This window comes from Hymenobacter sp. H14-R3, assembly GCF_030063445.1.
Classification (GTDB): domain Bacteria; phylum Bacteroidota; class Bacteroidia; order Cytophagales; family Hymenobacteraceae; genus Hymenobacter.
In genome coordinates this window covers 121,988-140,398 of sequence record NZ_JASITD010000004.1, presented here as the reverse complement: position 1 = coordinate 140,398, position 18,411 = coordinate 121,988, and the positions used below count along the sequence as shown (strand labels likewise).

The 18,411-nt window shown below is 63.0% G+C and carries 18 protein-coding genes; 8 read left to right on the top strand and 10 right to left on the bottom strand.

What is annotated here, in order from left to right:
- Positions 1-52: 52 nt before the first annotated feature.
- The 7 genes from QMK33_RS05645 to QMK33_RS05615 form a co-directional block, all read right to left on the bottom strand.
- On the bottom strand, positions 53-439 hold the full coding sequence (locus tag QMK33_RS05645; RefSeq protein ID WP_283563586.1) for a nuclear transport factor 2 family protein: 387 nt from the start codon (positions 437-439) through the stop codon (positions 53-55).
- A 164-nt stretch (positions 440-603) separates the two neighbouring features.
- On the bottom strand, positions 604-1,647 hold the full coding sequence (gene dinB, locus QMK33_RS05640; protein WP_502867050.1) for a DNA polymerase IV: 1,044 nt from the start codon (positions 1,645-1,647) through the stop codon (positions 604-606).
- A gap of 69 nt (positions 1,648-1,716) precedes the next feature.
- Positions 1,717-3,417, bottom strand: a complete 1,701-nt coding sequence (locus tag QMK33_RS05635) for a PAS domain-containing sensor histidine kinase (protein ID WP_283563584.1) — start codon at positions 3,415-3,417, stop codon at positions 1,717-1,719.
- On the bottom strand, positions 3,414-3,728 hold the full coding sequence (locus QMK33_RS05630) for a circadian clock KaiB family protein (protein ID WP_283563583.1): 315 nt from the start codon (positions 3,726-3,728) through the stop codon (positions 3,414-3,416). The genes QMK33_RS05635 and QMK33_RS05630 overlap by 4 nt, the downstream gene beginning before the upstream one ends.
- Before the next feature lie 9 nt (positions 3,729-3,737).
- Positions 3,738-4,067, bottom strand: a complete 330-nt coding sequence (locus QMK33_RS05625; protein ID WP_283563582.1) for a circadian clock KaiB family protein — start codon at positions 4,065-4,067, stop codon at positions 3,738-3,740.
- Between the two features lie 32 nt (positions 4,068-4,099).
- On the bottom strand, positions 4,100-5,836 hold the full coding sequence (kaiC, locus tag QMK33_RS05620; protein ID WP_283563581.1) for a circadian clock protein KaiC: 1,737 nt from the start codon (positions 5,834-5,836) through the stop codon (positions 4,100-4,102).
- A gap of 74 nt (positions 5,837-5,910) precedes the next feature.
- A complete protein-coding gene (locus tag QMK33_RS05615; protein WP_283563580.1) occupies positions 5,911-6,528 on the bottom strand; it encodes a sce7726 family protein in 618 nt (205 codons plus the stop codon).
- Positions 6,529-6,655: 127 nt separating this feature from the next.
- Between QMK33_RS05615 and QMK33_RS05610 the strand changes: the two genes are divergently transcribed.
- Positions 6,656-7,339 carry an outer membrane beta-barrel protein gene (locus tag QMK33_RS05610; protein ID WP_283563579.1) on the top strand — a complete coding sequence of 228 codons (684 nt, stop codon included), beginning with the start codon at positions 6,656-6,658 and terminating at the stop codon, positions 7,337-7,339.
- 180 nt (positions 7,340-7,519) lie between these two features.
- Positions 7,520-7,999, top strand: coding sequence for a DinB family protein (locus tag QMK33_RS05605; protein WP_283563578.1), 480 nt, complete (start codon positions 7,520-7,522; stop codon positions 7,997-7,999).
- Between the two features lie 22 nt (positions 8,000-8,021).
- Here the strand turns inward: QMK33_RS05605 and QMK33_RS05600 are convergent, their stop codons facing one another.
- Positions 8,022-8,816, bottom strand: coding sequence for a LytR/AlgR family response regulator transcription factor (locus QMK33_RS05600; protein ID WP_283563577.1), 795 nt, complete (start codon positions 8,814-8,816; stop codon positions 8,022-8,024).
- A 6-nt stretch (positions 8,817-8,822) separates the two neighbouring features.
- On the bottom strand, positions 8,823-9,917 hold the full coding sequence (locus tag QMK33_RS05595; RefSeq protein WP_283563576.1) for a sensor histidine kinase: 1,095 nt from the start codon (positions 9,915-9,917) through the stop codon (positions 8,823-8,825).
- 337 nt (positions 9,918-10,254) lie between these two features.
- Between QMK33_RS05595 and QMK33_RS05590 the strand changes: the two genes are divergently transcribed.
- The 5 genes from QMK33_RS05590 to QMK33_RS05570 all read left to right on the top strand — a co-directional run bounded on the left by QMK33_RS05590 (position 10,255) and on the right by QMK33_RS05570 (position 16,737).
- Positions 10,255-11,865, top strand: a complete 1,611-nt coding sequence (locus QMK33_RS05590; protein ID WP_283563575.1) for an OmpA family protein — start codon at positions 10,255-10,257, stop codon at positions 11,863-11,865.
- A gap of 315 nt (positions 11,866-12,180) precedes the next feature.
- Entirely contained in the window at positions 12,181-12,861 is a 681-nt protein-coding gene (locus QMK33_RS05585; RefSeq protein WP_283563574.1) for an outer membrane beta-barrel protein, read from the top strand.
- 202 nt (positions 12,862-13,063) lie between these two features.
- Positions 13,064-14,056, top strand: coding sequence for a hypothetical protein (locus tag QMK33_RS05580; RefSeq protein WP_283563573.1), 993 nt, complete (start codon positions 13,064-13,066; stop codon positions 14,054-14,056).
- A 136-nt stretch (positions 14,057-14,192) separates the two neighbouring features.
- The gene (locus QMK33_RS05575; RefSeq protein ID WP_283563572.1) at positions 14,193-15,971 is read left to right on the top strand and encodes an OmpA family protein; all 1,779 of its coding nucleotides are present in this window, start codon (positions 14,193-14,195) and stop codon (positions 15,969-15,971) included.
- Positions 15,972-16,020: 49 nt separating this feature from the next.
- Positions 16,021-16,737: an ABC transporter permease gene (locus QMK33_RS05570; RefSeq protein WP_283563571.1), complete on the top strand. Its 717-nt coding sequence runs from the start codon at positions 16,021-16,023 to the stop codon at positions 16,735-16,737.
- Between the two features lie 123 nt (positions 16,738-16,860).
- Here QMK33_RS05570 and QMK33_RS05565 read toward each other — a convergent pair whose 3' ends face one another.
- Positions 16,861-17,262 carry a transposase gene (locus tag QMK33_RS05565; protein ID WP_283563570.1) on the bottom strand — a complete coding sequence of 134 codons (402 nt, stop codon included), beginning with the start codon at positions 17,260-17,262 and terminating at the stop codon, positions 16,861-16,863.
- A 278-nt stretch (positions 17,263-17,540) separates the two neighbouring features.
- On the opposite strand from QMK33_RS05565, the gene QMK33_RS05560 reads away from it, so the two are divergent.
- Positions 17,541-18,374, top strand: coding sequence for an ATP-binding cassette domain-containing protein (locus QMK33_RS05560; RefSeq protein WP_283563569.1), 834 nt, complete (start codon positions 17,541-17,543; stop codon positions 18,372-18,374).
- Positions 18,375-18,411 lie beyond the last annotated feature (37 nt).

The window sequence follows — 18,411 nt, the reverse complement described above, 5'->3', positions numbered from 1 at the left end:
GGCCCCAGATGCTCGCTGCGCTCGCGCACGAAGCGGAAGCTTCGCGCTACGGTTAGCTAGCTTGCTTCTGAGCGTGCCAAAGTACTAGCTGCCACCCTTTTGCCTCGTCTTTAATATACACCACCACGTACTTGATGCGGGTGAAGCTGGGCTGGCCATCGGCGCCGGGGCCGAGGTCAATCTGAATGAGCGCGTTGACGATGGCCGTGCGGTCGTCGTTGTAGGGACGCACGGTAATAGCCTCTATATCAACCTTATCGTAGCGGCTCTGGCCGCTCTCGATGGAGGCCAGGTAGCTGGCCTTGCCATCCTGGTGGCCGTTGGAGTGGGTGTAGATGAGGTCGTCGGCGAAGATGGTGGCCAGCGTGGGCAGGTCGCGGGCAATTTGGGCATCGAAGCGGCGGCGCTCCAGCTGTTCGATTTCTTGAATGGCAGACATGGGTGGTAATGAGCAGTGGGTAATAAACAGTGCAAAAGAACGTCAGGCAGACCGCAGGGAAGCAGCCCGCGCGCAGCAGTAATTCAATCGTACGGCCGCAGGGAGCCGGCGGCTAGCCCCTGCGGCCTGCCTGATGCCCTATTTAACTCGCTGAATTTCAATCACTAAAAAAGCGCCAGCTGCCCGCCGGGGCCCGCCGCCGGCTCCTCGCCGCCCAGGCTCGAAAGCGACAGGCCCAGCAGGCGCACGCCCTTGGGCAGGGGCAACAGGGCGGTGAGCAGCTCCTGGCCGGTGCGCAGCAAAGCGGCCTCATCGGGCACCGGAACCGACACGCTGCGACTGCGGGTAATTTGCTGAAAATCAGCATACTTTACCTTCAGCGTGACGGTGCGGCCCGACTGGCCGGCGCGCGCGCAGTAGGCCCACACCTTGGCAGCCACGGGCAGCAGGGCGGCCAGGAGGTCGGGCAAGGCGTGCAGGTCCTGGGCAAACGTCATCTCGGCCCCCACCGACTTGCGGGGGCGGTCGGGCTGCACGGGGCGGTGGTCTTCGGCGTGGGCAATGGCGTGGTAGTAGCCGCCGGCCTTGCCAAAGTGCTGGCGCAGCAGTGCCTCGGGCTGCTGGCGCAGGTCGGCCCCGGTGAAGATGCCCAGCGCGTGCAGCCGCGCCGCCGTGGCCGGCCCAATGCCGTGAAACTGCCCCACCGCCAGCCGCTCCACAAAGGCCAGCCCTCGGCCGGGCGGAATCACGTACTGCCCGTTGGGCTTGCGGTAGTCGGAGGCCAGCTTGGCCAAAAACTTGTTGTAGGAAATGCCCGCCGACGCCGTGAGCTGGGTGCGCGCCAAGATGGCCGCCCTTATTTCGCGGGCCACCTCGCTGGCCAGCGGTAAGTGCTTGAGGTTGTGGGTCACGTCGAGGTAGGCCTCATCGAGCGCCACCGGCTCGATGAGGGGCGTGTACTCGGCAAATATTTCGCGAATCTGACCCGACACTTCCTTGTAGACCTCGAAGCGCGGCGGCACAAACAGCAGCTCGGGGCACAGGCGGCGCGCGGTGCTGGCCGGCATGGCCGAGCGCACCCCGTAGGCGCGGGCCTCGTAGCTGGCGGCCATCACTACGCCGCGCTCGCGAGTGCCGCCCACCGCTAGGGGCCGGCCGCGCAGCGCCGGGTCGTCGCGCTGCTCCACGGAGGCGTAGAACGCGTCCATGTCGAGGTGAATAATTTTGCGCGGCGCGGCGGGGGCGGGGGTCACTCCTACGAAATTACCACCGCGCGCCTACTGCGGCAGCAGCACCGTGAACGTGGAGCCCACGCCCACCTCGCTCTCCACCGCGATGCGGCCGCCGGCGTTCTCCACCATTTTCTTGACCATAAACAGGCCAATGCCGCTGCCCTCCACGTGGTTGTGCAGGCGCTCGAACAGGCCAAAAAGCTTGCGCTGGCCGGCGGGGTCAATGCCCAGGCCGTTATCCTGCACCGTGAGACGCATAAACTGGCCATCGGGGCGGGCGCGCAGCTGCACGCGGGCCGGGCGGGCGGGGTCGCGGTACTTGAGGGCATTGCTGAGCAGGTTGTACACCAAGCTGCGCAGGTTTTTTTCAAGGAAGCGCACCGCCGCGTTGTCGGCCAGCTCCACGTCGAGCTGCGCGCCGCTGGCGCGCACCAGCGGGGCCAGGTCGAGGCTAACACCTTGTACTACTGATGATAAGGGTACCGGCACCACGGCCAGGCCGTGTTCGCGTTGGAGCTTAGCCACGTCGCCGAGCTGCTCGATGGTACGCTGAAACCGGGTCACCGACTTGGTGAGCATGCCCATAATATCGTTGACCGGGGGGCGCAGCCGAGCTTCCACGGGCAGCTCGTCGGTGAGGGCTTGCAGCAAGCCCTCGATGTTGGTGATGGGCCCCTTGAGGTCGTGCGAGGCGGTGTAGATGAAGCTGTCCAGGTCCACGTTCACGCGGGTTAGCTCCTCGTTGTTGTCGCGCAGCAGGCGCTGGGCCTGGGCCACGCGCTCCTGGGCCAGCTTGTGGGCGTGGATGTCGGTGTAGGTGCCAATCCACTGCACCACTTCGCCTGCCTCATTGCGCGAGGGCAGGGCGCGGCCCAGCATCCAGCGGTAGTCGCCGGTCTGGTTGCGGATGCGGCATTCCAGCTCCAGGGGCTGCTGGGTGGCTAAGCTATGCTCCCAACTGCGAAAAGACACCGCAAAGTCGTCGGGGTGAATGCGGCTGGCCAACTGCTCCGGCGTGGTAGCATTTTCGCCCACGTAGTCGAACCAGCGCTGGTTGAGGTAGGTCGTCCGGCCCTGGAGGTCGGCCGTCCAGGCTATCTGCGGAATGCCTTCGAGCATACGGCCCACTTCGGCGGCCGTTTTTTCAATGGCCACGCGGGCGGCCTGCTGGCGCAGCAGCTCTTCGTTTTTGCGGTCGAGCAGCGCATTTTGCTGCACCACCATCGAGCGGATGGCCGATATCTCTTTGCGCGCCGACACATCGGCCAGCAGCACGGCCAGCGTGGGGGCCCCGCTGAATGTCAGCACATTCATCGACACCGAAAACGGGTGCAGCGACCCGTCGTGGCAGCTTTGCAGGGGCATTTCGCCGCGCACCTGCCGCAGCCAGCCCTGCTGGCACAGACCCAGCCAGTAGGCCAGGTACTGGGCCGGCACAAACTCGGTGAAGGAATGCCCCAGCATGTCGGCCTGGGCGCAGCCCAGCCCTTGGGCCAGGGCGGCGTTGCAGTACAGCACAAAGCCATCGGCGGCGAGCAGCACCGCGCCCTCGCTCATTTGCTCTACCAGGGTGCGGTAGCCGTGGTCGGCGCTTTCGAGGGTAAAAATGCGCGGGCCCTCGGCCCCCTGAATGGCCAGCGCATCCACGGCCCCGGTGCGCACGGCCTCAATCAGCTCTTCGGCCTCGCGCAGCTGCTGGCGCAGCTCTTCGTTTTCGCGAGCCAGCTCGGCGGCGGTGGGGGTCATGCGGTGGGGGGCAGCGGGTGGGCGAGTCCGAGCAGGGTGAGCACGGCGGCGCGGTTGGAAAGGTCGCCCACCAGCCGGCGCTGGGGCAGCGGCCGCCGCCGCACCAGCGTGGGTGCGGCCACGATCTGCGCCGCCTGGGCCAGCTCAGGTTGCTGATACATATCAATAACACGCAAGGTGTACTGCCCAGCTACGTACTGCTCGCAAATCTCTTTCATGTTGCGCACCGCCCGTGTCGAATTGGGCGTGGCGCCGGTCACGTAGAGGTAAAATTCGTAGGCAGGCTCTTCGGGCGGGGCAAGCAAATCCATTAGCACGGCCTACAAGTGGGTGGGCCGCAGGTCAAGCCCCACAAGTACGCGCTCCTCGTTGGAGAGGTCGCCGATGACGCGGCGGATGGGCTCCGGCATTTTGCGCACCACCGTGGGAATGGCCAGAATCTGGTCGCCCTCAGCCAGCTGCGGATGTTGCAGCAAATCAATCACTTCCAGCTGATACTTGCCCGGCACGTGCTGCTCGCAGTAACGGCGCAGGTTGGTCAGGGCCGCAATCGACTTGGCCGTTTGGCCGGCCACGTACAGGCGCAGCTCCCAGGTTTCGCCGGGGCCGGGCAGGGGGGTAGCAAGCAGTTGTTCCTCTATTTCCATCATAACTAATGCATAACTGCGAGAGAATACGGCGCCTAAAGCTGGGTGTTGGGCTGGCTGGCCAAATAATCGGCCGACAAGCCCTGCGTGAGGGCCGTGCGGCCCTCACGCAGGGCCGTGCCGCGCGTGAGTTCCTCGTGGCTGATGCGGCGCAGCTCGTCCTCCACGGTTTCAAAGTCGGCGCGCAGGTTGGTGATGGTGGCTTCGAGCATGCGGCGCTTGCGCTCCAGGTCGCGGTCGCGGCGGTCGCTCTCGTGCTGCTGCACCACGCGCTGGGCTTCTTCCTGAATGCGCTGAGTGAGGCGGCCCGCCCCGGTGATAATACCGGCGGGGCCAATGATAACGTCGAGCAGGTGCACGCCCGTACCGGTCATGATAAACTCGCGCACCTGGTTGGAGTGCGCCATACCGCGCGATTTGAGAATGCTGAGGCCCCGGTTGCGCTCGCCGATGCCTTCGAGGTCGCGCACCGAAATCCAGGTATCGACCAGCGACGACACGCCCTCCTCCGCCATTTCGAGCTGGCCATTGCGGTTGCTGATGAGCGCCGTAAACAGCGCCGTTACGTTGTTAATTTTCAGAAAATCAATCATGCGCGTGAGCATGCTGCGCACTTCGCTGATGCTGCCCACCGAGATGAGGTTGCTGATGGGGTCGATAATCACGGCCTGGGGCTTGAACTCGGCCACCACCCGGTGCAGCGTCACGAGGTGGCGCTCCAGGCCGTTGAGCGTGGGCCGCGACGAGTCGATGCGCAGCAGGCCCTGGTCGAGGTAGGGTTGCAGGTCGAAGCCCACCGAGCGCATGTTGCGCAGCAGCTGGGCCGGCGACTCCTCAAAGGCGAAGTAGAGGCAGCGCTCGCCGCGGCGGCAGGTTTCGAGGGCAAAGGCGGCGGCCAGGGTGGTTTTGGCGGTGCCGGCCGTGCCGGTGAGCAGCACGCTGCTGCCCCGGTACCAGCCCCGGCGCGCAAACATCTCATCGAGGCCGGGCACCCCCGAGGAGATAACCTCATCAGAAACAGCATGTTCCAGCTTGAGCGACGTCACGGGCAGCACCGAGAAGCCGTCTTCGCTGATGAGGTAGGGGTACTCGTTGGTGCCGTGGGTACTGCCGCGATACTTCACAATGCGCAGCCGGCGGGTGGTTATCTGGTCAATGACCCGGTTGTCGAGTAAAATCACGCAGTCCGACACGTATTCTTCCAGGCCCTGGCGGGTGAGGGTGCCCTCGCCGCGCTCGGCCGTGATGATGGTGGTCACGCCCTTGTCCTTGAGCCAGCGAAACAGCCGGCGGATTTCGGAGCGCAGCACGGCCTGGTTGTCGAAGCCCGAAAACAGGGCCTCCACCGTATCGAGCACCACGCGCTTGGCCCCGATGGAGTCGATGGCGTAGCCCAGGCGGATAAACAGGCCGTCGAGGTCGTACTCGCCGGCCTCCTCAATCTCCGAGCGGTCGATGTGCACGTGGTCGAGGCGCAGGCGCTTGTCGGCTTGCAGCTGCCGCAGGTCGAAGCCCAGCGAGGCCACGTTGTCGGCCAGCTCGTCGGCCGTTTCCTCAAAGGTCATGAGCACGCCCGGCTCGCCAAATTCCTCCACGCCGCGCACCAGGAACTCAATGGCCATCAGCGTTTTGCCGCAGCCCGCGCTGCCGCACACCAGCGTGGGGCGGCCCAGCGGCAGGCCGCCCTCGGTTATCTCATCGAGGCCCTCAATGCCGGTGGGTGCCTTCGGCAGCCGGGGCAGGGCGGCCAAGGGCAGTTGCTTTTCTTGCATAGCGAAATATAATCGACGCGGATTTTATCCGAAAGTTACGGGGTAAGCTGCGGCTTATACCGAATTATGGTGCGTTACGTTCGCTTGCGCCCGGCCCGCCGCCGCGCCCGGATGCCAGCCAGCCGGGCGCGCTCGGCGCGGCGCGCCTCGCGCAGCAGCAGGCGCTCGGGCAGCCGGGCCATGAGGCGCTCGCGCACGTACTGGGCCAGGCCCGAGAGCGGCACGGTGTGGGTGGTGCGCAGAAACTGCGCTATTTCGCGCTGGCGCAGCGTGCTGGCCCCGGCCAGCCCCAGCGCCAGCAGGTACTGCTTTATTTCCTCCACCCACAGCAGGGCGGCCAGCGGGGCGCGCTGCACGGTGGCGTTGTAGCGGGCCTCGCGGTGCGGGCGCAGGGCCGTGCCCTCGGCCGGGGCCACCAGGATGCCCACCCACGCGGGCAGCAGCGGCAGCAGCTTGGCCAGGTGCTTTTCGGTGACTACAAACGTGACGAAGTCATAGACCTCGCCGTAGCATTTGAGCTGATTTTTAACCCGTTGCAGGGTATCGCCGTCGCCCTTCACCTCGTAGCCGTGCATGAAGGCAGGCGTGATGTGCACCACATCGGCGCGGGTAGTGCCGGTGGGCAGCTCATCGATGTGCACGCCCCCCAGGAGCAGCGGGTAGAGCCGGGCGCGGATTTCGGGGTCGTTCATGGGCAGCGCAAATTTACCCGCGCCGGGGCCGGCTGGCTAGCTTTCGGGGCTATCATTACGGGTAGGTTGCAACCCTTGGGCGTTGCAGGGCTTCTTCCTTGTAATTCACGTATTCTTCCTTTTTCCAATGACTGCCTTTCGACTGGCTTGCTGCGCGCTCTTGGTAGGCTCCCCCCTGCTGGGCCGCGCCCAAACTACTGCTGCGCTGCCCCGCTACTACGTGGGCCTGGCAGCGTATAGCAGTGATTTTCAGCCCCTGGGTGGCACTTATTACGGCGGCACTACCGTGCCGGTGCAGCTTACACTGGGCTACCAGCTGCAGCCCCGGCTGGCGGTGCAGCTGGGCGTGGCCTACAGCCAGAAAACGTACGATTACGTCAATACGAGCCAGTCTTTTTACTCAGGGGCTGCGCCGGGGCTGCCTTATTACTTCGCCTATTCATCGCACGGCAGCGACTACCAAACGTCGGTGCGCGGGCTGGTCCGCTACACCCTCACGCGCCAGCCTGCGCACCGCGTGCAGTTCGACGTGCTGGGCGGCCTCACTTTCGAATACGCACGAGCCAACTCCCACATCACCCGCACCGATAGCGACAGCCTGCAAAACGTTATCGTCACTACAAATTACGACGACCACTACAGCTTCACCAATTTTCTACTCACGGGCGGCCTCAGCACCCGCTACCGCTTTAGCCAGCGGCTGGAAGCCGTGCTGGACGTGACGCTCAGCCGCAGCTTTATGCGGGGCCAGAATTCGGGCTTCCCAGGGTCTACGGCACTGGGGCTGCGCTACCGGTTTGGCCAGCGCTAAGACGGTTTTTGAGTCGGGTACAGTAGCGCGGACTTTCAGTCCGCGAGTGAACTGGCTATTCCACCCGCGGACTGAAAGTCCGCGCTACTTCTGCTACTGTACACCAGCTCCGAAACCGCTCCACGACACGACTACCTGTTTTCGGGCGGGTTGCGTAGATAGGATTTTGCTACCTGCTTTATGAAAGACCCCACCCGCGCCGCCCTTGTGGCCGAGCTGACTGCCCTGCTGGCCGGCGGCAATGCCCACGTCCCGTTTGAGCAGGCCGTGGCCGACTTGCCCGCGCCGCTGCGCAACCAGGTGGTGCCCAGCCTGCCCTACACCATCTGGCAATTAGTTGAGCACGTGCGCATTGCGCAGCACGACATTGTGGAGTTTTGCGTAGACCCCGCCCACGTATCACCCGAGTGGCCGGCCGGCTACTGGCCCAGCCCCACGCCCGGCGCGGACGAGGCCGGCTGGCAGGCCGCCCTTCAGCAAATAGAAGCTGACCAGCAGCGGTTTATCGAGCTGCTCGAAGACCCCGCTACCGATTTATTGGCGCCCCTGCCCCACGGCACCGGCCAGAGCCTGCTGCGCGAGGCCCTGCTCATCGGCGACCACGCGGCCTACCACACCGGCGAAATCATTCTGGTGCGCCGCCTGCTGGGGGCCTGGTAGCGGCGGCGCGCCGGCCCCGCGCCTAGCCGGCACTCACCCAGCGGCGCAGCTCGGTTACGCGCAGCTTGGGCACGATAACGCTCTCGGGGGCAGGGGGTTGCAGGTGCACCAGCATCCGGCTGTTGCTGTAGGGCTCCAGGGCTACCACGCTGGCGCGGGCGAAGAGCACTTGGCGGTTGGCCCGGAAAAACTGCTGGGGGTCGGCCTGGGCTTCCAGCTCTTCCAAGCTACTGTCGAGGGGGTATTGCTGGCCCTCCAGCGTAGTGAGGTGCACCGCGCCGTGCCGGATAACGAAGTGCGCCACGTCGGCGGCGGCAATGGGCAGCAGCTTATTCTTGTGGGGCACCAGCCAGCTGCTGGGGTGGGCGGGCGCGCTGCTGAGCTGCTGCATGGTGCGTAGCAGTGCGGGCAGGCCGGGCAGGGCCCCGGCCGTGGGGGCCACCGTGCTGGTATAGTGCCGTTGCAGGGCCTCAAACTTGTGCAGGCCGCGCTGCAGGCTCTCGCGGCCAATGGGCTTGAGCAGGTAGTCGATGCCATTGACCTGAAAGGCCTCTAGGGCGTGCTCGTCGTAGGCGGTGATGAAGATGACGGGGCTCGTAACCTCCACGCGCCGGAATATCTCGAAGCTGCTGCCGTCCGAGAGGTGAATGTCCATCAGGATGAGGTCGGGGGCTGGGTGGGCGGGCAGCCAGGCCACGGCATCGGCAATAGATTCGAGGTGCGCCACCACCTGGGCATCGGGGCGCTCGCTGAGCAGCAGGCGCTGCAAGGCCCGCGCCGGGCGCAGCTCATCTTCAACAATCAGGATAGTTAACACGGCGGGCTAAGCGGGTAAGGGGAGGTACACGAAGAAGTTGGCGGCGGTGGGCTCCACCAGCAGCGTTTGCTGGTTGAGCAGCCGCACGCGGTTGGTGAGGTTGCGCAGGCCGGTGCCACTGCTGGGCTCGGGCGTGAGGCGCGGCGAACGGGTGTTGCGCACGCGCAGCGTGGCGGGGGCCACAAAATCGAGGTCGATGACCAGGGGCTGGCGGCGGCTCACGGTGTTGTGCTTCACGGCGTTTTCGAGCAGCAGCTGCAAGGCCAGCGGCGGCACCAGGCGGTGCTGAATGGCGGCCGGCAAGTCGATGTGCAGCCGAATGCCTTCGCCAAAGCGCATTTGCAGCAGGTACATGTACGAGCGCAAAAAGCGCAGTTCCTCGTGCAGCGGCACGGCGGCCTGCTCGCCGTGGTGCAGCAGGTAGCGGTACACCTGGGCCATTTCCTCCACAAAGAGGGCGGCGGCGGCGGGCTCGTCGTGAATAAGCTCACCGAGGGTGGAGAGGGAGTTAAACAAAAAGTGCGGGCTCAGCTGCTGCTTGAGGCTTTCGTAGCGGGCTTGCAGCTGCGCGCGCTTCAGCAGCTCGTTTTCCAGGGCCAGGTAGCGGCTGTTTTCCACCATTTCGATAGCCAGCTGGAAGGAGGCCCCCACCATCGTCACAATCAGCACCACCGCCAGGGTTACCCCCAGCGGATTATTATCCAGCCGAATGCCCAGGTGCCAGTCGCCGTAGTGGCGCGCTATACTGTACAGACTGGTACCCAGCATGATAAGCAGCAGCCGCAGCAGCCGGTTGGTGCGCCCCGGTTGCCGGCTCAGCCAGCGCCGCACCGGGTTGTGGCCGTAGCGCAGCAAATAGTGAAACCCAAACTGCACCTCAAAAATCAGTACTGTGTTAAAGAATGTCAGCAGCACCTCGCCCACGCTGGTGTGCTTGCGCGGCAAGATGGCCGAGGGCAGCACCAACACCCCAAAAGCGATGGAAACGGCCAGCGTAATGAGCAGGTACGTGCGCCGCGAAAACACGATGTGGGCCTGGGCCTGGCCAAGCTTGGGCCGGCGGGGCGGACTAGCAGCAGAAGACACAACCGGCGAACGCATACCTGTAACAAACAAAAAACGCGGGTTAAGGTACCGGTTCTGGCAGTGAAGCTACGGCCACGCCCCCCGCATTGCGCCGCGCTGAAGCGCAAAAACAGGCTATTTCTGCCAATTATGCGAACGTGCCAAAGTGGGCGCTGAATGTGCCGGCTAGTGGGGGTGAACTTGCTGAATCAAGTAGCGAAGTAGCCGTAAAAGCGGATAAAGTAGCGCGATTTTTAGACGAAAACATATCCTCCGGGCCACTTAGCCCGTTTAACGCCCAACCCTATGCCAGTCTTGTGCCACTTTGGGTTAGTTAAAAGCTTGCTTCCTCTTACCAATTACCCCGGTTTATATGAACCATCTAGCTTCTAAAGCTACCCTACTCGGACTCGGCCTGCTGGCCGCTGCGTCCACAGCCAACGCCCAGACGGCGGACCGCAAAACGGCTATTGGCCTGCACGCCAACGCCACGCAGTACCGCGGCGACCTGGGCAACAACTTCTTCGAGTTCAAAAACATGCCCTACAGCGGGGGTATCGACATCACCCGCTACATCGGCAAGGTGCTCGATATCAAACTTGACTTGGACTATACCCGCCTGCGCAGCCCTGCCGATGAAGGTAAGTTCAACAGTGCGGGTCGCCGCTTCCGGGCGCAGACCTACGGGGCGGGCCTGGGCTTCAAGATTAAGGCGCCCATCAACGATGCCTTCTTCCTGCACCCCTACGTGCTGATTGAGCCAGGCTTTGCCTGGGTAACCACGGACCGCTACGCCACGCCGACCGGACCGAATAACTTCACCCGCTTCGGCACCTTCACCGGCCAGATTGGTGGGGGTCTGGACTTTCACCTGGGCGAGTCGGCTATCCTGTTCCTGCAGGCCAGCCAGTCGTACATGCAAACCAGTGATGCCCGCCTCGACGGGGTGGATAACAACGCCACCACCTTCTGGAATAAGAAGGACCGCTACCTGACTTTCTCGGCTGGCCTGCGGGCTAACCTGGGTAAAGCCAAGGACGAGGACATGGACGGCGTATCGGACAAGAAGGACAAGTGCCCCGGCACGCCGACTGGCGTGAAGGTGGATTTGAACGGTTGCCCGATTGACACGGACGGCGACGGCGTAGCCGACTACCAGGACAAGTGCCCCGATGTGAAGGGCCTCGCGGCCCTGCAAGGATGCCCCGACGCTGACAACGACGGCGTGGCTGACAACGACGACAAGTGCCCCAACACCCCGGCTGGCGTGCGCGTCGATGCCTCGGGTTGCCCGCTTGACGCCGACGGCGATAAAGTACCGGATTACCTGGACAAGTGCCCCAACACGCCGGCTGGCACGCAGGTCGATGCCAACGGCTGCCCGCTTGACCGCGACGGCGACGGGGTGCCCGACTACATGGACCGCTGCCCCGACCGTGCCGGCCCCGCCAGCAACAAAGGCTGCCCCGAAATGAAGGCCGAGACGCAGAAGGTGCTGAAAGAGGCCACGAAGTACATCAACTTCGACTTCGACAAGGCCACCCTGAAGCCGAGCTCGTACCCGAAATTGCAGCAGATGGTGCAGATTCTGAACGAGTACCCCGACTACTCGCTCAGCATCGCTGGCCACACCGACAGCAAGGGCGACGACGCCTACAACCTGAAACTGAGCTACGACCGCGCCTCATCGGCCCGGGCCTACATGCTGAGCAAGGGTATCCCCGCTGACCGCATCGAAGCCCGTGGCTACGGTGAAACCAAGCCGATTGCCGACAACGCTACGGCTGCTGGCCAGGCCCTGAACCGCCGCGTGGATTTCGACCCCTTCCTCACCGGTGAGGCCAACTCGGCCGAGGTGAAGTACGGTGCCGCCCCCACGGTAGCTGAGTTGCGCGCCCAGGGCAAAATGGCCCCGGTGAAGAAAGCTCCGGCCAAAAAGGCCCCCGCTAAGAAGAAGGCTCCCGTTAAGAAAGCCCGCCGCTAAGCGAAAGCCCAGCAATTAGGTCTCTAACCTAAAGCTTGAAAAGCCCTACCTGCATCCCGCAGGTAGGGCTTTTTGGTTTTGAAAGGGTTTAAAGTTGGACTGTAGAGTAAGCTTTAGCTTGCCAGTGGCAAGGACTATCGTACAGCTAATTACTGAACAGCATAGTACGTTATTTTGCCGGCAAGCTGAAGCTTATCCTGCATTCCGGCTGCGTAGGCAATCTCCTAGTAAGTGGTTAATTTTCAAGAGACTTGGGCCAGAAGCGTAGAAATTGGTATATCTTTAGCCGCTTGCTAACGCTACAACTTAAGCTTTATGAAAATCAGCTACCTATTTCTACCGTCACTACTACTTGGCAGCCCGCTCCTCGGGGTGGCTCAGCAGGCAACTGCCCCCACCTACGGCCGCTACTACGTGGGGCTGGCGGCCTACGCCAGCGATTACCAAGGCATTGGTGGCAACTCCTTTCGCGAGCTGCGGGCCCCGGTGCAGCTTACGGCGGGCTACCAGCTACTGCCGCGCCTGGCGGTGCAGGCGGGCTTGGCCTATAAGCAAGACACCTTCGATTACGGCACCCTAAGCTTCGTGGAGCAGGACCCGCGGGCGATTGTTGCCAGGCACCAGTATTTCGGGCAGGCCAATTGGTACCACACCAGCTTATCGCTACTGGCCCGCTACACGCTCACGCGCCGCGCCACGCACCGGCTGCAAGTTGACTTGCTCGGCGGCTTTACCCTGGAGAAGGAGCGGGCGGCCACCAGCTACCAATACACTACCTTCGATGGCACGGGCGCGGTGTTCTCCAGCAGCACCAACACCTCCGCCTACCGCTACTCAGTGGGGCAGCTCACGGCCGGCCTTAGTGCCCGCTACCGCTGCACTCCGCACCTAGATGCCGTGCTGGACGCTACGCTCAACTCGCCGCTGAGCCGGCTCGAATCGCCTCCCTCACTGGCCGGGGCCCTGGGCCTGCGCTACCGCTTTGGTCAGCTTTAATGGCTTCTTCGCTTTTCCTTTTTAGCAAAAAAGGCTTTCCATTTTGAAAAAATCAGCATCCCGTCGGGCCTTTGGCCAGGCGGGATTTTTTATTAAGTACCTATTAATCAAATAGTTAACCAAAAATAAGGGTTAACAGCAAGGTTTCGGCACTGGTCTTGGCATTGAGTACGCATCTCTCACTTATCAACCTGCCAATACCATGAAAACTTTGCTTCCTACTCCTTTCACCCCCACCCTGCCCAAGTGGCAGCAGCCCGAGAAGGTAGCGGGCTGGGTGGTGCTGGGCGGCGCGGCCGCGGCCGGCGTCTATTACTGGGGTCAACTCGTGCCTTATCTCGTTGATATTGTGTTCAATAGCGTGAAGCTGAGCATCGGGCTGGGCGTGCTGTTCGGGTTGTTTTTGCTGGTCACCAACAAGCGGATTCAGACCGGGCTCTGGTACGCCGGGCAGCGGATACTGCGCACGGCGGCGGGCATTTTCGTCAACACCGACCCCATCGGCATCATGGAGGACTACATCTCGAACACCGAGAAGGAGGCCCGCCAGATGGAAGGCGAAATCGGCCACATCGAGGGCGCCCACGAGCTGGTGAAGCGCAAGCTGGCCACCAACGACGCCCAGATGAAGGAGTACCTAGCCCTGGCCGACTCGGCCACCCGCCAAAACGAAAAGGACGCCGCCGAAGCCTACGCCAGCCGCGCCGCCCAGATTCTGGACTACAACCAGCGCCTGCAACCCATGGCCACCACCACCGCCAACGTGAGCGTGGTCATGCGCCAGATTCTGAAAGCCGCCCTGCGCCAGATTGACGGCAGCAAGTTCAAGGTCGGCCTGCTGAAAGACGAATACGAGCTCGTGAAACGCACCAGCTCGGGCATGCGCGCCGCCATGAACATCCTGCGCGGCGACCCCGACAAAAAGTACTTCTTCGACCTGGCTACCGACCGCGTGGCCCAGGACATGGCCCAGCAACTCGGTCAGATAAAGCAGGCCATGCGCTACTCGCAAGAGTTTGTGAAAGAGATGGATATTCAGAATGGCGTGATGAGCGAAAAAGGCCAGCGCCTGCTCGACCGCTACCAGAAAGGCGACTTCAACGCCCTGCTCACCACCGACAAAGCCCCCGCTTCCACCTCCGTAGCCGCCACTAAACAACGCTCCGATGATGCCTATTCTAGCCTGCTTGATTAGTGGCTGCCTGGCCCTGCTGCTCTGCGCCGTGCTGCTGTAGCGCGGACTTTCAGTCCGCGACCCGCCCGGCCCGGCGCTAGCCCCCTTTCATTCAACAATTTAATCTATTCGCGGACTGAAAGTCCGCGCTACTTCCATGACAACTCGCGGTAAAATCGTACTCGGCACCATCTTCTTCGTGCTCCTGTACTTCGGCATCAACAAACTGATTGCCAGTAATAAATTTTTCCAAAAGGCCGATACGCAGTCAGTGTTGCTCAGCTCGATTGAGCTGCCGGCCGCGCCCGGCGGCAGCCACGCTACCCTGGTGGTGCCGCTGGCCCCACTGCCCGGCACCGCCCCCGCCGAAAACGGCACGCCCGTGGTGTGGGAAGTGATGGCCTGGAACTCCCAGATGGCCGGGATGCTCGCCAACGGCGGCCCCCGCACCACTCAGGGCTCGGCCCTGGCCGCCAACAAAATCGACATGCAGATAAACCGCCAGGACGACGTGTCGAAAATGCAGGCTGACCTGGTGAAAAACGCCCTCGACCTGCAAAGCGACCCGCAGACGCCGGGCCTGATTGTGAGCATCATGGGCGATGGCCTGCCGGCTTTCTCAGCCGTGCAAGCCCAGCTGCAAAAGGCTGGTACTCAGCTCCAGATTATTCCTTACTCGGTAGGTAAAAGCTTTGGCGAAGATAAGCTGATGGGCCCCAAGGAGTGGCTCGAAAACCCCAAGGCGGCCCTCGGCAAAACGGTGGCCTGCTACCTGCGCGATGGCGACCACAATATTGCCCTGAAATGGTGCGCCGACAACGGCCTAAAAGTGAACCCCGACGAAACCACCTACGACCCCGAAGCCGTTAACTTCATGGCGGCCAGCGACTTCCTGGTGGCCGCCGAAAAGTACATCGTGGGCAAGCCCGAGAGCCGCGTGAAAGTGGTGGGCGGCCACCGCACCGGCGTGAGCGTGGACGTGGTAGCCGACGCCGTGGCCACCTGGACGCCCGGCGACGTGAACATCGCCAAGCAAAAGGGCGGCTTGGTTAACATCGTGAGCACCAAAGACTACTCCAACCAGATGCCCAACATCATGGTGACCACCAAGCGTTGGTACGATGCCCACCAGCCCGCCGTGCTGAGCCTGATGACCGCCTTCGCCGTAGCCGGCGACCAGGTAAAAAGCCATCCCGAAGCCCTGACCCGCGCCGCCGACATCTCGGCCCAGGTTTACGGCGACCAGGACAAGCCCGGCGCCTACTGGCTAAAGTACTACAAGGGCACTAGCGAGGCCGACCGCACCGGCCAGGTGGTGGAATTGGGCGGCAGCAAAGCCTTCAATTTCAGCGACAACCTGAGCTTGTTTGGTCTTGACGAGGGCGGCACCAACATCTACGCCGCCGTGTACAAAACCTTCGGCGACGTGCAGAGCAAGCTCTACCCCAAGGAGCTACCCAGCTACGTGCCCCTGGCCAAAATGCTTGACCTGAGCCCCTTGCGTAAGCTGCAAGCCCAGTATAAAGGTAAGAGCCTGGCCCCGGCCGAAACCCCGCAATTCGCCGCCGACGATGAAATCCGCCGCAGCGTGAGCAAGCGCGCCTGGAACATCGAGTTCACCACCGGCCAGAGCACCTTCACGCCCGCCGCCCAGCGCGAGCTCAGCCAGCTCTTCGACGACCTCGTGGTAGCCGGCCGCCTCAAAGTGGCCGTGCACGGCTACACCGACAACACCGGCGACGCCACTAAGAACCAGCAGCTCAGCGAGTCGCGCGCCGAAGCCGTGGCCCACTGGCTGCAAGCTAAAAGTGCCAGCGCCTTCCCCCAGGGCCGCGTGCAGGTGTACGCTCACGGTGCCGCCGAGCCGGTAGCCACCAACGCCACGGAAGCCGGCAAAGCGCAGAACCGCCGCGTGGAAGTGGTGCTGGGCAACTAGCAGCCCCACCCCCAACGCCCACCCGCGCCGCGCCACGCTGGCCGCCCTCATGGCGGGCCAGGTGCTGGCCCTGCTCGCGCTGTGGCTCTTCTTCCCGCTCCAATTATTCCCCAGCCTGGGCGAGGTAATGCGGGCGCTCGGCGACCTCATCACGGGCCAGGGCTTGCTGCAAGAGCTGTGGGCCAGCCTGCTCACGGCCTTCCAAGCGCTGGGCATTGCCACGGTGCTGGCCCTGCTGATTTCGTACCTCACGGCGCTGCCGTTTTTCCGGCCGCTGGCGTTTGCGGCCTCCAAGCTGCGCTATCTCACGCTCACGGGGCTCACGTTTTTTATGGCCCTGCTGCTCAGCTCGGGGCACCAGGTGAAGCTCTCGGTGCTGGTATTCGGGGCCACGGTGTACCTCGTTACGGGCATGACGCGCGTTATCCTGGGCACCACGCAGGAGGAGCTGGACCACGCCCGCACCCTGGGCCTGGGCGAGTGGGGCAGCTTCTGGGAAGTGATGGTGCGCGGCAAGCTCGCCGACATGCTCGAAGTAGTGCGCCAAAACTTCGCCATCATCTGGACGCTGATTACGCTGGTCGAAACGCTCTACCAAAGCGAAGGCGGCATCGGGCTGCTGCTTTACAAGCAAAACCGCTACCTGCATCTCGATGGCGTGGTGGCCATTCAGCTGGTGATTCTGGCCGTGGGCGTGGCCCAGGACTACGGCTTTGAGGCGCTGCGGAAAGCATTTTTCCCTTACGCAGGGCTGGGAGAAATGTAGTGTGGGTGTAGCGCGGACTAAAAGTCCGCGCTACCAGGGGCTAGAAATGTAGCGCGGACTTTCAGTCCGCGAGTGAGTAGGCTCTTCCTTTCCTGCCCACTCGCGGACTAAAAGTCCGCGCTACTACGGGGCTAGGTAGCTGTATGGCCATTTTTGCCATTCGTCCACCAAGCCTGCCTTCACCGGGTTTTCAAGTACGTAGCTAATGATGCGTTCTAGCTCACCAGGCCGCACTACGTGGTCATAGCTTTCGGCTTGCCAAAATGTGCCACTCAACGCCAATAGCTTGTTAATCTGGAAGCTGGAATAGCCTTTTAGCAGTTGCAGCGTTTTGGCTAGTGGCGGGGCATTATCCGGCAGAGCTACTACCAGATGCACGTGATTGGGCATGATGCAGTAGCAAAGCAGGTCGTAGCTTTTACCAGCCGGGTACTGAATGGCTTGTTGCACAATGGCTGCTACGCTGGGTTGCCGGAGCCAAGTCGGGCCACCATCCGCACCGTTCAGCAGCGCATCGAAGCGCATCGAAGCGCCCAAAATAGCGCCGCTGCTCGACGTAGCGCTGCCCATCATCGGACTCAGCGCGCTGCTGGGCTTGTTGAGCTTCGGCTTGCAAGCGTACTAAGGCTTCGCGCGGCAGGCTGCCCGCTAGCCGGAAAGTGATAAAAATTGTCTCCCCCGGTGGCAGGCGGTGCGGCAGATTCCGCTCATAGTAAATAAGGTTCGACATTCCCGTAGCGCGGACTTTCAGTCCGCGGCGCTAACATACTCTCTACTCGCGGACTGAAAGTCCGCGCTACATTATGACCGCCCTCCCCCACTCCTACAAAGACCCGCTGCTCACGCTGCAAGACGTGTCCATGAGTTTCGGCAACGAAATCATCCTGCGCGACCTCAACGTGCAGGTGCTCGACGTTATCCGGCCCGGCATCAATCAGGGGCAGGTGGTGGGCATTTATGGGCGCTCGGGCATTGGCAAGTCGGTGCTGTGCCGGCTGCTGGCGGGGCTGGCGGCCCCCAGCACCGGCACCGTGCGCGTGGGCGAGGCCCAGCAGCCCGTGCAACCTGGGGCCGTGGGCTACGTGCAGCAGCGCTACCCCCTGTTCAATCACCTCAGCCTGCTCGACAACCTGCTGCTGGCCGCCCGCCGCAAGCACGCCCCCGCCGAGGCCCAGGCCCGCACCGAAGCCTACCTCAGCCGCTTCGGGCTGGCCGCCCACGCCCGCAAGTACCCGGCCCTACTCTCGGGTGGGCAGCGCCAGCGGGCGGCCATCGCGCAGCAGCTGCTGTGCTCCGAGCACCTCATTTTGCTCGATGAGCCCTTCTCGGGCCTCGACGTGGCCATGATTGACGAGGTGAAAAAGCTCATTCTGGAAGTCACCACGCTGCACGAGCTGAATACCGTCCTCATTATCTCGCACGACATTGCCACCACCACCGCCCTCGCCGACCAGCTCTGGCTGCTCGCCCCCGAGCGCGACCCCGCCACCGGCCAGCTGCTGCCCGGTGCCACCATCAGCCCCCGCCACCAGTACAACCTGGCCCAGCTCGGCCTGGCCTGGCACCCCGACGTAGAAGCCGAACCCGAGTTCACGCAGTTTGTGGAGGGATTGAAGGCGGAGATTCGAGGGAATTAGCGCGGAACCTAAAGATTTATTTGTCTAATTCGTGATT